This window comes from Streptomyces nanhaiensis (assembly GCF_046614825.1).
Lineage (GTDB): Bacteria > Actinomycetota > Actinomycetes > Streptomycetales > Streptomycetaceae > Streptomyces > Streptomyces radiopugnans.
On record NZ_JBKJFM010000157.1, the window covers coordinates 1 to 13,348 of the forward strand.

Below are 13,348 nucleotides of genomic sequence, written 5' to 3' on the forward strand. Positions count from 1 at the left end.
CCGCCGCCCCGGGCCGGCTGTGCGGCCGCTTCGGGCCGGGCGCGGGCGCGGTACCGTCCGACGCCGCCGGAGCCATCGCGCCGGTGTGCGTGAGGAGACGGAGGCGGCCGGGAGGGAGAACGGCGAGAACCGGCGCGGCGAACGGGAAGGACCTCCGGGAGCGGAGATGCTTCCCGCACTGACCCTCAGGGGCGCCGCCCCGCCGGGCCGTCCGTACCGCCGCCGCCGGGACGGGGGACACGGGGCCGTGCGCGGAAGGGCGCGCCGGTGCCCCGCGCGGCGGCCCGGAACGCCCGGAGACCGCGCGGGGACGGCGGAACGAGCCGTTCGGTTCCCGAAAAAGACTCACATGAGGTGAACTTTTCGGGTACAAGGCGATCAAGCCGGTCAACCTTCGGCGGCCGTGCGCGGTCTCTCCGGGCGAACGCGGCATCAACAGGAGTGCGAAACCGGGAAACACGGCGCCGGGATGCTTACCCGTGCGCTTCCGTGGGACATGGAGACGGATGCATATCTCTTTTCTGCTGCATCACGGGTACGGCATGGGTGGGACGATCCGGACCACCTTCAACCTCGCGTGCGCGCTCGCGGAGCAGCACGACGTCGAGATCGTCTCGGTCTTCCGGCACCGCGACCGTCCCGTCTTCGACCTGGACCCGGCGGTACGCCTGCGCCATCTGGTGGACATGCGCAAGCACAGCCCGGACTACGACGGCGACGATCCCGAGCACGCCCGGCCGTCCAAGCTGTTCCCGCGCGCCGACGGCAACCACCGCAAGTACAGCGCGCTCACCGACCGCCGGATCACCGAGCACCTGGCAGGCGTCGAGGCGGACGTCGTGATCGGCACCCGCCCCGGCCTCAACACCATGATCGCCATGCACACCCGGCCCGGCCCGGTGCGCATGGGGCAGGAGCACCTGACGCTCTCGACCCACTCGCGGGCGCTGCGGGCGACCCTGCGCGGCGCCTACCCGCGCCTGGACGCCCTCACCACCGTCACCGAGGCCGACGCGCGCGACTACCGGCGCATGATGCGCCTGCCCGGGGTGCACGTGCAGGCGGTGCCCAACGGCGTCCCCGCGCCGGCGGTGGAACCCTCCGACGGCACCGGGAAGTGGGTGGTGGCCGCCGGCCGGCTGGCTCCGGCCAAACGCTACGACGTGCTGCTGAGGGCCTTCGCCAAGGTGGTCGAGCAGCGGCCCGACTGGCGGCTGAGGCTCTACGGGGCCGGACGCGAGGAGGCGAAGCTGCGGGCCATGGTGGAGGAGCTCGGCCTGTACAACCACGCGTTCCTCATGGGACCGGTCCACCCCATCGAGGCCGAGTGGGTCAAGGGCTCGGTCGCCGCCGTGACGTCCAGTCTGGAGTCCTTCGGGATGACGATCGTGGAGGCGATGCGCTGCGGTCTGCCGGTGGTGGCCACCACCTGCCCGCACGGGCCCGGGGAGATCATCGCCGACGGGGTGGACGGGAGGCTGGTGCCCACCGGCGACGTCGACGCCATCGCCGGGTCCCTGCTGGAGCTGATCAACGACGACGAACTGCGCCGCAGGATGGGCCGTGCCGCGATCGCGGACGCCGCCCGCTACGACCCCGCGCGGATCGGCGAGATGTACTCCTCGCTCTGCACGGAACTCGTCGCACGCGGCGGGCGGAGCGGGATCGGCCGGCTGCGCTCCTCCCTGCACCGGACCCGGGGAGCCCTGCTGGGCGGGGCTTACGCCACCAAGGACGCCCTGGCCCGCGCCCGCCGGGGCGCGCTGAGAGGAGGAAGGACCGCATGACCGCGACCACCCGCAGGCCCGCCGGCGCCCCCGACGTCCCCGGGGCGACGGCACCGCGGGCCGACTGCACGGCGGACAGTGCGGGCGGCCTCAGCTTCGACATCAGGCTGCCCGGTGTCGCGGAGCGGTGGGACGCCGCCCTGCTGCTGCGGTTGCGCGACAGCGAACCGGAGGAGTCGGTGCGCCTGCCGCTGGAGCCGCTCTCCGGCGACCGGGACGGCTCCGTGCTGCGCGCCACCCTGCCCAGCACCGTCCCGCTGGCCGAGGGCCGCTGGGACGCCTATCTGGTGGTCGGGGAGGGCGAGGCGCGGCGGCTGCTGCCCGGGTGCAGCGACCTGCGCTCGCTCGTCGACCGGGTGCCGCGCGACGACCGGACCTGGCTGGGCGTGCGCATCCCGTACGCCACCAAGTACGGCAACCTCTCGCTGTGCTCCTGGCTGCGCTGGCCGCACGCCGAGGCGGGCGACATCTGGCCCGCCGACGGCGGGCTGACCGTCCACGGAAGGCTGTACGGGGCCAGGCTGACCCCCGCCGCGCGGCTGGAGGCACGCCCCCGCCGCGCCGCCGCTCCCGACGGCGGGGAGGCGCGGCCCGTCACCGTACCGGTCACCCCGGTCGACGCGCCTGCCGAGGGGCACGGCTTCACGGCACGGCTGGCGTACGGCGACCTGATCCGGGAGGGCGGCGCGGAGGGCGACTGGCAGCTGTGGCTGCGCCCCGGCGAGGACGCCGAGCCGGTGCGAGTGGCCCGAATCCTGGACGACATCGTCGACAAGCACAAGGTCCTGCGCTACCCGGCGCGGCCCGTCACCGTGGACGGGGCCGCGGACGGAACCACGGACGGGGCGGCGGACGGAGTCGCGGACGGGGCGGGCGGGAGCGGAGGGCTGACGGCCCGCCCGTACTACACCGGCGCCAACGACCTGTCCGTACGGCTGGAGCGCACGGAGCGCTCCGGCTCCTGATGCCCGCCGCCGGCCCCGGCCGGCGGCGGGCATCGCGCACAGCCGCCGCCCTCCGCCCCCTCACGAGGTGGCAGACTCGGCCGCATGAGGGAGACATCGGCACGGCTGCTGCGTCTGCTGTCCCTGCTCCAGGCCCGCCGCGAGTGGTCCGGGGCCGAGTTGGCCGAGCGTCTCCGGGTGACTTTGCGGACGGTGCGCCGCGACGTGGAACGGCTGCGGACGCTGGGCTACCCCGTCCACTCCACCACCGGGACCGCGGGCGGCTACCGGCTCGGCGCGGGCGCCGAACTGCCGCCCCTGCTCCTGGACGACGACGAGGCGGTGGCCGTCGCGGTCGGGCTGCGCACGGCCGCGCACAACGCGGTGCAGGGGATGGAGGAGTCCTCGGTACGGGCCCTGGCCAAGCTGGAACAGGTGCTGCCGCACCGGCTGCGCCGCCGGGTGGGCGCGCTCACCGCCTTCACCGACCCGCTCGGCGGGCGCCGCAGCCCGGCCGTCGAGGTGGAGACCATCACCGAACTGGTGAACGCCTGCCGCGACCGGCAGCGGCTGCGCTTCACCTACCGGGCCCACGACGGCTCCGATTCGCGCCGCACCGTCGAGCCGTACCGCCTGGTGTGCAGCAGCCACCGCTGGTATCTGGTGGGCTGGGACGCCGACCGCGCCGACTGGCGCACGTTCCGCCTCGACCGGCTCGCCCTCACCCCGCCGCACGGCCCCCGCTTCACCCCGCGGGAGCCGCCCGCCGAGGACTGGGCCGCCTACGTCTCCGAGGGTATCTCCAGGGGGGTGTACCCCGAGCGGGCGACCGTACTGCTGCACGCCCCGGCGGATCAGGTCGCGGAGCGGATCGCGCCCACGGACGGCGTGCTGGAACCGGTGGACGGACGCACCTGCCTGCTGCGCACCGGCGCCTCCTCCCTGGACGAGATGGCCCTCCACGTCCTGATGCTGGGTTTCGACTTCGAGGTGCGCGAACCGGCCGGGCTGGGCGAGCGGATAGGGGAGCTGGCGGACCGCCTCGGCCGGGCCGCGCGGGCGTGGCGGGCGGACGGGGAGGGCCGGTAGGAAAGCCGGGGGAGCGGGGCGGGGAGGACAGCGAGGCCACCGGACCCCGTCCGCCCCGTGTCCGTGCCCGTGTCAGTCCTCGCCCACCGGGTCCCCGGACTCCCCGACGCCGCCGGTGGTCCCGCCGCCGTCGACCTCGATGCCCAGACTCACCGAGCGCTGGAAGTCGGCGAGGTCCAGCCGTACACGGCGGGCCTGGGCGCGCCAGAGGGCCGTGGCCCTCTCCGGCAGGCTCCGGGGGCGGTAGTCCAGGACGACCAGCACCCGGGTCAGGTTCCCGGCCGGCCCGTGGAAGGTGGCCACGCCCCTGGCCGCCCCCCTGGCGTCGTGGGCGGTCCACACGACGAGGTCGTCCCGGATCCGGTCGGTGACGCGCACCCTCCGGCCGCGCCCGGGCCACAGGATCCTCGCGCCGCCCCGGGGCTCGTCTCCGGTGCCGTCCTCCAGGAGCTCCAGCCACCGGTCGTACGCCTCGCGGACCGGTACGCCGACCTCGACGGACTCGCCCACGGTCAGGGGCCGGGCCGCGGTGCGGGCCCGGCCACCGGCCCCGCCCGGCCCACGGGCGGCGAGCAGCAGACGCCGGGCCCGCGACGCGGCCCGGCCGCCGGACGTCTGCAGCAGACGCCCGGCGGCCGGGATGCCGACCGCGGCCCGCCGGCGGCCGCCGGCGGTGTCAGCCACGCCCGGAGCCTCCCGTGCGCTTGGCCGTACCGGTCGTCTTCCGGGCGCTGCCGGACGACTTGCCGGTCTGCTTGCCGGCCGAACCCGTGGAGCCCGTGGCCTTCTTGGCGGCTCCGGCCGGCTTGCGGGACGAGGAGGACGAGGAGGACGAGGAGGGCGTCTTCCCGGAGGCCCGCGACGCGGCCTTCTTCGCCGGGGCGCGCCGGGAGGTGCTCCGCTCGCCCTCCCGCGCCTTGCCGGAGCCGGCGGTCCTGCGGGAACCGCCGGTGCTCCGCGAGCCGTTCGCTCCCTTCTCCGCCTTCTCCTCCGAGGTGCCGGAGGCGTCGGAGGAGTCAGAAGCGTCAGAAGCCTCAGAAGCCTCAGAAGCCTCAGAAGCCTCAGAGGTGTCGGAGCCGTCCGACGCGTCCTCACCGCCGCTCTTCCACGGCACCCTGCCGAGCTGCCCCCGTACGCCGCCGGTCAGCGCTCCCAGGCGCTCGGTCGGCAGCGCGCCGCCGGCGGCCCTGCCGACCTCCCTGACGTTGTTCCGCAGCCGGCCGGTGGCCTCCGCGAGCTGCGGGGTCCTCTCCTTGAACCGCTCGCCGAGCCGGCCCGGGTCGACCCCGAGCCGCCTGGCCAGCAGCGCCCCGCCCATGCCGAGGGGCAGTTTGGTCCTGCCGCGCCCCACCACGTAACCCGTGGCGAAGGCCAGCGCCAGTGCCGACCGGTTCGTCATCTCAGTACTCTCCTTGGTTGCGCCGTCTCTGCTCCTGTACGGCTTCCAGCCGGTCGAGCAGTTCGTCCTCCCGGCGGTCGAACTCCTCCTCGTCGATCAGGCCTTCGTCCAACTGCCTGGACAATTCGTGAAGTTCACGCTGAATCGCCGACGGGTCGTAGTACTGCCGCTCAGCTTCGGCGACCACCTGCCGCAGCACCCAGCCCGCGCCGCGGAACGGCGCCGCGGGCAGCTTCAGGATCCCGCCGATCAGCCCCATCCCGGCTCACCCCGCGGGCGAGCCCGCGGCCTGGGCGGTCCGCCCGGCCTCGTCGGGCCGGCCCACGAAGCTGTACGGCGGCAGCGGACCCGTCGCACGGATGTCCAGGTGAGGGTTGGCGCGCCCCAGTTCCTCGACGGCGGCGGTGAACTCCTCGGCCCCCTCGCGGTCGAGGAGGAAGGAGAGGTTCGTCAGCCAGCCCGAGCCCTCCGGGCCCGGTACGTACCGCTGGGCCAGGGGGGCGAGCGTCTCCTCGATCAGCCGGGCGTCCTCCGCCTCGCGCTCGCGCACGGCGTTCGCCACGAGTTCGCCCAGGCGCAGCTTGTCCTCGTGGGAGCCGCCGCCGGCGGCGCGGTTGCGCTCCGCCAGGCTCCGCGCCTCGGAGTCCTGCGAGAGCACCAGGCGCAGCACCTCGTCCTCGCGGTGCACGGCCTTCACGTTGTACTCGGAGCGGCCGTCCAGCTCCTCCAACTGCCGGACGTAGTGGGCCGCGTGCTCGTCGAGGACCCCGCGCACGGCCTCCTCGCTGTCGGAGAGGCTGCCGAAACGCAGCGGCAGGACCGGCCCCTTGGCGCCGACCTCGGTCAGCACATGCTGGTGGGCCAGGAGGTCGCGGCGCTTGGGCCGCAGGTCGTCCGGGCAGTCGCTGACGATCGCGGCGAGGTCTCCCTCGCGCACGATCCGGACCTCACGCGGCGGCTGGCCGACGCCGGGCGCCTTCTCGGGCAGCGCCGGGTGGTCCGAGCGCGCGATTCCGTAGACGTAGACGCTCACTCCGTCTCCTCCTTGCGGCGGGTGGAGGCGCGGCGCCTGCGGGGTTCGGTCTCCTCCTCGTCGGAACGGCCCTGGCGGAACGCGTCGGATATGCTCTCGGCGGCTCCGGCCAGGGCGCCCTTGGTCTTGCTGCCGGCGCCGCTCTCGGTGGCGTTCTCCAGCACCTCGGGCAGACCGGGCGACTTCCTGGGCCCGGATTCCAGATCGAGGCGGTTGCACGCCTCGGCGAAACGCAGATACGTGTCGACGCTGGCGACCACGACGCGTACGTCGATCTTCAGGATCTCGATGCCGACCAGCGAGACGCGGACGAACGCGTCGATCACCAGTCCGCGGTCCAGGATGAGTTCCAGAACGTCGTAGAGACCGCTGCTGCCGCCCCCACCTCCGGTGGAACGCTGTGCGGGAACTGCCGTAGTCATATACGGAGCCACTCCTCTCGGGTGTCGCAGCTCTCAGCCGCGGCGGGACGAATCGGCCCGGCCGCGCTCGTAGCGGCGGACGCGGCGGTAACCGGTGAGGTGGCCGTCCTCGTCGAGGGTCACCTCGTACGAGGCCATCAGGCTCATCGTGTCCGGAACCCGCTCGAGTTCCATGACCTCCACCTCCAGAGCCCAGCCGTCCCCGGTCCGTTCGAACCGGGAGACGCTCTCGGCGTGCAGACCGGTGAGATCGGTGAACTCCGACCGGGCCGTGCGCATCGCCTCGCCGAGCGGGACGGGGCTCCGCCCGTCCTGCGCCGTCTGCTTGCTGTCGTTGCTCGTCTTCTCTGTCATGGGGCTCCTCTCAACCCCGGATACCGCGAGAGGATTTTCGTAAACATGCCTGTTTCCAGGGAGAATTGAGGGGCCCTCGGAATTCTTCTCCCGGTATTCCGCGCGGAGGGCCGGGCGGTCTCCCCGGAAAACCCCTCCGGCGTTTTCGGGAAACGGGGCGCGTGGAATCCACGGCGGTACGCGCGGGGTGCGTGAAAGGAGCGGTCGTACGGCGTCCGTGCCGCGGAGCGTTGTGACGAAAGTGTGACGCCGCCATGATCCGGTCGGAACTTCCGGCTGCGCCGCCGACGCCGTACGGTGCTGCCATGGCACCGGCACCCACGAACCAGAGCACACCGGACGACGACCCCGAGACCTACGTCGGACTCGACGCGGCCACCGCCGAACGGCAGGCCCGCGAACGCGGCTGGACCACCGTGCGGTCCCTCCCGCCGGACGCGGTCATCACCATGGAGTACCTGTCGGGGCGGCTGAACTTCACGGTGGAGGACGGCGCCGTGGTCCGCTGCTGGAAGGGCTGACTCGTGCGGCGGCGGGGGGAGAGGGTGCGTACCGTCCCGTCCCCGCGGAGCCGAACCGGCGCTAGGGCGCCGTCACTTCCGCGGTCCCATCGGCGCGGTCCGCGACACCGTGCGCTCGCCGTACGGCCGGCGGCTGCCGGCGGGGGTGACGGGGGAGCGCTCCGAGCGGGGCGCGTGCTGCCGCGCATGGGCGGGGTGGTGGGTGCGCGGCTCCCCGGGCCGGGCCGGCGGATCGGCGGACAGCGCGGCTGACAGGGCCGGTTCGGGCAGGGCCGGTTCGGGCCGGGAGGCCGGATGCGCCCCGCCCGCGCCGAGCCGGGCGGCGACCGGTGGGATGCGGGCCCCGGCGGGGCGCAGGCGCGCCGACAGGGGCGCCAGCCCCTCCCGGAACCGGTACCAGTGGCTCAGCAGATACGCCTCGACATGGGCGATGAGGGGCTCGAACCAGGGCAGCGCCAGCAGGATGAGCAGTCCCGAGGCCCAGCCCAGGAGCACGTCGCTGACCCAGTGGGTGCCGATGTAGACGGTGGTGGTGCCGACGCCGAGCGCGAAGACCGCCGCGACGACCGACAGCCGGCGCCGGGCCCGCGGCGTGGTGGCCAGATAGGCCAGGATCCCCCAGGTGACCACCGCGTTCGCCGTGTGGCCTGAGGGGAATATGTCGCCCGTCAGGAACATCTCGTTGGCGCCTATGCGGTTCGCGTAGTGCGGACCTTCGCGCCCCATGCCGAGTTTCGCCGCACCCACCGTCACGTTCAGCAACAGCAGGGAGGCGCTCAGGACCAGCAGCGGACGCAGCGTCCGCTGCCGCCAGGAGCGCCAGCCGAGCCAGGCGGCGACCAGTACGGCGGTGGGGCCGCGCTGGCCGAGGACCACGAAGTAGTCGAGGAAGGCGTGGAGCTCCGGCCACTGCTTGTACGGGCGGAAGAGCATGACCTGCCAGTCCAGCCGGACCAGCCGGGAGGTGGTCAGCACCGCCGCCACGATGGCCGCGTAGAGGCCCAGCGTGGTGAAGAAGAGCGCCCTGCGGGTGCCGCTCATCTCCGGTGGGGGAGTGAGCGGCCGCGCTGGCTCCTGTTCCAGGCGGGCGAAGATCCGGTCGGTACGCACTCGAATGAGATTACAGGCGGTGACCGGTGCTACCGAACCGGCCACCTGCTTCGTAATGCCTATGTGATGTGCGACGAGCTTCCGTCCGTGCGCGGAGAGGTTGTTTTCCCACGTCCGGGAGAAGTCTGCAGATTTTCCGACCGGAGCGCCCCGGAGCTGTTATCGAAGTTGCGGCGCGTGTTCTTTTTCCCGGAGGACGGGCACAGTCCACCCGCCATTAACCGGTGCGCGACGAGGCCGGGCGGGGCCGGGGCGGGCCGGAGCCGTGCAGCCGCACCGCCGCGGCCACCGCCGCCCCACCGGCCGGGGGCGGCCCGGCGAAGGCGGCCGGCGTGCCCGCCCGCACCCGGCGGCCGGCCGGCGGGGCCGCGGACTCCCAGGTGGGGGAGGGGGGACAGCAGATCACTCGCGGGCGTGAACGAGGAAGGTACGGGGCCCGGACGAAGTGATGAGATGGGTTTCGGTCCGGCGTCAACGTGAGGCAGGCCACGTGACCGCGCGGAGGACTCGCGTACGCTGACGCACTACTCGACCCTCCACACCGGGCCGGACGCTCCCCCGGCGTCCCGGCATTCCCCACGGCGGCGGTGCGAGCGCAACAGGAGGTGCGTACATGTCCGGGACGACCACGGCCGGAGTCACCAGGGCGGCGGACGTCCCCCGGCAGAGACCGCGACGGACGGGACCGGCCGGTCCGGCCGGCGCTTCGCCCGCACCGGGCGGCGGCGCGAGCCGCTGGACCGTGCTGGTCGTGCTGTGCACCAGCCTGCTCCTGGTGGCCGTCGACGCGACGGTGCTGCACGTCGCCGTCCCCGCGGTCTCCCAGGCGCTGCGGCCCGGCGCCATCGAGCTGCTGTGGATCGTCGACGCCTACCCGCTGGTCTGCGCCTCCCTGCTGATCCTCTTCGGCACCCTGGGCGACCGGGTCGGGCGGCGCAGGGTGCTGCTGTGCGGCTACGCCGTCTTCGGCGTGGCCTCGGCGCTGGCGGCTTACGCGTACACCCCCGGGATGCTGATCGCGGCGCGCGCCATGCTGGGGATCGGCGGCGCGATGATCATGCCCGCGACCCTGTCGATACTGCGCCAGGTCTTCCCCGACCGGCGCGAGCGGGCGCTGGCCATCGGCGTGTGGAGCGCGGTCGCCGCGGTCGGCGCCGCGGTGGGGCCGCTGGTCGGCGGCCTCCTGCTGGAGCACTTCTGGTGGGGCTCGGTCTTCCTGGTCAACATCCCGCTGATGCTGCTGTGCATCCCGCTCGGGCGCCGCCTGCTGCCGGAGTCCACCGGCGACCGGGACGGCCCCTGGGACGTGGTCGGCGCCCTGGTGGCCGCCGCCGGGCTCGGCGCGCTGATCCTGGGCGTGAAGCGGGCGGGCGGTGGCGAGGCGCTCCATCCGGGCACGCTGGTGGCGCTGGCGCTGGGTGCGGCGCTGCTCGCGCTCTTCGTACGCCGCCAGCTCCGCCGCCGCCACCCCCTGGTGGACTGCGCCACCCTGGCCCGGCCCGCCTTCGGCACGGCGGTGGCCTGCATCGTGCTGACGGTGCTGGCACTGGTGGGCCTGGCGCTGATCGCCGCCCAGTACCTCCAGCTCGTCCTCGGGCTCACCCCCCTGCAGACCGGACTGCGGCTGCTGCCGCTCAGCCTCGCCGCGATCGCCGCGGGGCTGGCCGGCTCCCGGATGCTGCGCCGGCTGGGGCCGCGCGTGATGGTGCTCGTGGGCTTCCTGCTCACCGCCGCCGCGGTGCTGTCGCTGACCGCTGTCGGCCTGCGGGACGAACCCGTCCTGCTCGTCTGCGGCTTCGTGGTGCTGGGCTTCGGCCTTGAGACGACGCTGTTCGGCGCGTACGAGTCCATGCTCAGCGAGGCTCCGGCCCGGCAGGCGGGCGGCGCCGCGGCGATCGGCGAGACCGCCTACCAGCTCGGCGCGGGGATGGGCATCGCGGTCCTGGGCACCGTCATGAACGCCGCCTACGCCCCCGGGGTGCGGCGGACGGAGGGCGTGCCGGAGGCCGCCGGGGAGGACGCCGCCCACTCGCTGAGCGCGGCGTACGAGGTCGCCGAACGCCTCGGCGGACCGGCCGGCGAGGCGCTGCGCGAGGCGGCGCGGGAGTCGTTCGTCCACGGACTGCACGTGGCGCTGCTGGTCAGCGCCGCACTCCTGCTGCTGGGCGCGCTGGCCGCGCTGCGGCTGCCGCGTGCGATGGGGCTCCCGGGACAGGGCGGGGATCCGGACGAGGGACTGGGCGGGGACTTCGGGCGGAGGCCGCCGGAGGAGCGGGACCGGGCGGACCGCACGGACCGCCGGGACTGCGCAGCCCCCGCACGGGCCCGCACGTCCCCGGCCTCCGCCGAGCCGCCCGGGCAGCCGGGCGGTCACCTCTTGTCCAGCGGGGTTACCCGGCCGTAACGTCGGGCGCGACCCTCGAAGATCCCCAGCCGGAGGCCACCGTGTCCAGCTCCGCCCCGCCCCCCTTCGATCCCGCCGACCCCCTCGGCCTGGACGATCTGCTCGCCCCCGAGGAGAAGGCGGTCCGCGACACCGTCCGCTCCTGGGCCGCCGACCGGGTGCTGCCGCACATCGCCGACTGGTACGAGCGCGGCGAGCTGCCCGGCATCCGGGAGCTGGCCCGCGAGCTCGGTTCGATCGGCGCCCTGGGCATGTCGCTCGAGGGCTACGGCTGCGCGGGCGCGTCCGCCGTCCAGTACGGGCTTGCCTGCCTGGAGCTGGAGGCCGCCGACTCCGGCATCCGCTCGCTGGTCTCGGTGCAGGGATCGCTGGCGATGTACGCCATCCACCGCTACGGCTCCGAGGAGCAGAAGCGGCGGTGGCTGCCGAGCATGGCCTCCGGCGAGGCCATCGGCTGCTTCGGCCTCACCGAGCCCGACCACGGCTCCGATCCGGCCGGGATGCGCACCCACGCCAAGCGGGACGGGGACGACTGGGTGCTGAACGGCCGCAAGATGTGGATCACCAACGGCTCGGTGGCCTCGGTGGCCGTCGTGTGGGCCCGCACCGACGAGGGCGTGCGCGGCTTCGTCGTGCCCACCGACACCCCGGGCTTCTCCGCGCCCGAGATCAGGCACAAGTGGTCCCTGCGCGCCTCGGTCACCAGCGAACTGGTCATGGACGACGTACGGCTGCCCGCCGACGCGGTGCTGCCGGAGGTCACCGGGCTGCGCGGCCCGCTGAGCTGCCTGAACCACGCCCGCTACGGCATCGTCTGGGGCGCGATGGGCGCGGCCCGCTCCAGTTTCGAGGCGGCCCTCCGGTACGCGCGCACCCGCGAGCAGTTCGGCCGGCCGATCGGCGGCTTCCAGCTCACCCAGGCCAAGCTCGCCGACATGGCGCTGGAACTGCACAAGGGCATCCTGCTCGCCCACCACCTGGGGCGGCGGATGGACGCGGGCAGGCTCCGCCCCGAGCAGGTCAGCTTCGGCAAACTCAACAACGTGCGCGAGGCGATCGAGATCTGCCGCACCTCCCGCACGATCCTGGGGGCCAACGGGATCTCCCTGGAGTACCCGGTGATGCGGCACGCCACGAACCTGGAGTCGGTGCTGACCTACGAGGGCACCGTGGAGATGCACCAACTGGTGCTGGGCAAGGCGCTCACCGGCGTCGACGCCTTCCGGTGAGCGGCCCGCCCGGCGCCTGTGCCGCGCAGGTCAGCTCTGGTTGAAGAAGCCGTCGGGGCTGCGGCGCTCCTGGCCGCTGATCACCTGGTAGTCGGGAGGCGTCAGCAGGAAGACGCGCGTGGCCACGCGCTCGATCGAACCGCGCAGGCCGAAGGTCAGGCCCGCGGCGAAGTCGACGACCCGCTTGGCGTCGGCGGGCTCCATGGCCGTGAGGTTCACGATCACCGGGACGCCCTCCCGGAAGAGCTCGCCGATGCCCCGGGCGTCCCGGAATCCGTCGGGGGTGACCGTCGCGATCCGGGTGCCCTGGTCCTGGGCGGTCTCGGCGGTCACGCGCACCCGAGGGTCGGTGACCCAGGCGTCGCGGGCGTCCTCGGGCTCGGAACCCTCGGCGTACTCGTCGTCGTAGTAACGCATCTCGCTGTCGTCGACGAGGCCCAGCCAGGCACTCGCCTTGCGCACCGATCCCATGGACGCCTCCTCTCACATGCACGGTCCACCGTGTCTGGCAGCGCCTCCGCCGCGGGGCCCGCACCCCTATCGTCGTCCATGATGCTGACAACGCGCCAAACAGTTACCCGTTCCGCACGGGATTCGTGACGGTTCTGGTGCACAGGACGCGCGTGGCGCGCCCCCGCGGCGAGGGCCGGGAGGCTGTACGGGCGTTGACGCGGCGCCGAACCGGGCGGCCCCGCCGGACGGGTGGTCGCCAAGGGCATACGGGTGAAGTGCCCGGTATCGTGAGGCACACTCATGCGTAAGGGGTAACGGGGGGAAACTTGTTCGGCATCATCAGGCCGTGCCGTCACCGGCTCGGCGATCGGCTGCTGACCGCCTGGACCGCGCACCTGTGCGGACTCTGCCTCGCACTGCGCGGCGACCACGGCCAGTTCGCGCGCGTCGTCACCAACTACGACGGACTCGTCGTCTCCGCGCTCACCGAGGCGCAGACACCGCGCCCGGCGGGCGGTTCCGGCGCCCTGCGGCGCACCGCCGGCCCCTGCCCGCTGCGCGGGATGCGCACCGCCTCGGTGGCCCGCGGCGAGGGCGCCCGGC

General features: G+C 73.8%; 15 protein-coding genes. 7 read left to right on the forward strand and 8 right to left on the reverse strand.

The genetic code is table 11. From position 1 onward, the window contains the following. The first annotated feature begins 506 nt into the window (after window positions 1–506). The 3 genes from ACLIYP_RS25305 (at window position 507) to ACLIYP_RS25315 (ending at window position 3,820) form a co-directional block, all read left to right on the forward strand. Window positions 507–1,787 (forward strand): glycosyltransferase family 4 protein, encoded by a 1,281-nt coding sequence (locus ACLIYP_RS25305; protein ID WP_412715426.1) that lies wholly within the window; start codon window positions 507–509, stop codon window positions 1,785–1,787. After that, window positions 1,784–2,752, forward strand: coding sequence for a hypothetical protein (locus ACLIYP_RS25310; RefSeq protein WP_412715427.1), 969 nt, complete (start codon window positions 1,784–1,786; stop codon window positions 2,750–2,752). Before ACLIYP_RS25305 ends, ACLIYP_RS25310 begins: the two co-directional genes overlap by 4 nt. 84 nt (window positions 2,753–2,836) lie before the next feature. Next, window positions 2,837–3,820: a helix-turn-helix transcriptional regulator gene (locus ACLIYP_RS25315; RefSeq protein ID WP_412715428.1), complete on the forward strand. Its 984-nt coding sequence runs from the start codon at window positions 2,837–2,839 to the stop codon at window positions 3,818–3,820. Window positions 3,821–3,892: 72 nt separating this feature from the next. Here the strand turns inward: ACLIYP_RS25315 and ACLIYP_RS25320 are convergent, their stop codons facing one another. The 6 genes from ACLIYP_RS25320 to ACLIYP_RS25345 are packed head-to-tail and all read right to left on the reverse strand — an operon-like array spanning window position 3,893 to window position 7,028. Continuing rightward, entirely contained in the window at window positions 3,893–4,504 is a 612-nt protein-coding gene (locus tag ACLIYP_RS25320; RefSeq protein ID WP_412715429.1) for an SRPBCC family protein, read from the reverse strand. Further along, window positions 4,497–5,219, reverse strand: a complete 723-nt coding sequence (locus ACLIYP_RS25325; protein ID WP_412715430.1) for a hypothetical protein — start codon at window positions 5,217–5,219, stop codon at window positions 4,497–4,499. The genes ACLIYP_RS25320 and ACLIYP_RS25325 overlap by 8 nt, the downstream gene beginning before the upstream one ends. 1 nt (window position 5,220) lies before the next feature. Next, window positions 5,221–5,478, reverse strand: a complete 258-nt coding sequence (locus ACLIYP_RS25330; RefSeq protein WP_093662876.1) for a gas vesicle protein GvpG — start codon at window positions 5,476–5,478, stop codon at window positions 5,221–5,223. 6 nt (window positions 5,479–5,484) lie between these two features. After that, window positions 5,485–6,252, reverse strand: a complete 768-nt coding sequence (locus ACLIYP_RS25335) for a GvpL/GvpF family gas vesicle protein (RefSeq protein ID WP_412715431.1) — start codon at window positions 6,250–6,252, stop codon at window positions 5,485–5,487. After that, window positions 6,249–6,674, reverse strand: coding sequence for a gas vesicle structural protein GvpA (locus ACLIYP_RS25340; protein ID WP_412715432.1), 426 nt, complete (start codon window positions 6,672–6,674; stop codon window positions 6,249–6,251). The genes ACLIYP_RS25335 and ACLIYP_RS25340 overlap by 4 nt, the downstream gene beginning before the upstream one ends. Window positions 6,675–6,707: 33 nt before the next feature. After that, a complete protein-coding gene (locus ACLIYP_RS25345) occupies window positions 6,708–7,028 on the reverse strand; it encodes a gas vesicle protein GvpO (RefSeq protein WP_410539137.1) in 321 nt (106 codons plus the stop codon). Window positions 7,029–7,333: 305 nt separating this feature from the next. On the opposite strand from ACLIYP_RS25345, the gene ACLIYP_RS25350 reads away from it, so the two are divergent. Continuing rightward, on the forward strand, window positions 7,334–7,549 hold the full coding sequence (locus ACLIYP_RS25350) for an I78 family peptidase inhibitor (protein ID WP_412715433.1): 216 nt from the start codon (window positions 7,334–7,336) through the stop codon (window positions 7,547–7,549). Window positions 7,550–7,621: 72 nt separating this feature from the next. Here the strand turns inward: ACLIYP_RS25350 and ACLIYP_RS25355 are convergent, their stop codons facing one another. Continuing rightward, window positions 7,622–8,659, reverse strand: coding sequence for a phosphatase PAP2 family protein (locus tag ACLIYP_RS25355; protein WP_412715434.1), 1,038 nt, complete (start codon window positions 8,657–8,659; stop codon window positions 7,622–7,624). A gap of 613 nt (window positions 8,660–9,272) precedes the next feature. Here ACLIYP_RS25355 and ACLIYP_RS25360 point away from each other — a divergent pair. Together ACLIYP_RS25360 and ACLIYP_RS25365 are read left to right on the forward strand one after the other, a co-directional pair. After that, window positions 9,273–11,063: an MFS transporter gene (locus ACLIYP_RS25360; protein ID WP_412715435.1), complete on the forward strand. Its 1,791-nt coding sequence runs from the start codon at window positions 9,273–9,275 to the stop codon at window positions 11,061–11,063. A 41-nt stretch (window positions 11,064–11,104) separates the two neighbouring features. Then, window positions 11,105–12,292, forward strand: a complete 1,188-nt coding sequence (locus tag ACLIYP_RS25365) for an acyl-CoA dehydrogenase family protein (RefSeq protein ID WP_412715436.1) — start codon at window positions 11,105–11,107, stop codon at window positions 12,290–12,292. A 30-nt stretch (window positions 12,293–12,322) separates the two neighbouring features. On the opposite strand, the gene ACLIYP_RS25370 is transcribed toward ACLIYP_RS25365, so the two are convergent. After that, window positions 12,323–12,763 (reverse strand): cell division protein SepF, encoded by a 441-nt coding sequence (locus tag ACLIYP_RS25370; RefSeq protein WP_093662885.1) that lies wholly within the window; start codon window positions 12,761–12,763, stop codon window positions 12,323–12,325. A gap of 308 nt (window positions 12,764–13,071) precedes the next feature. On the opposite strand from ACLIYP_RS25370, the gene ACLIYP_RS25375 reads away from it, so the two are divergent. Next, window positions 13,072–13,348: DUF5685 family protein (locus ACLIYP_RS25375; protein WP_412715437.1), on the forward strand; the 277-nt coding region annotated here is incomplete at its 3' end.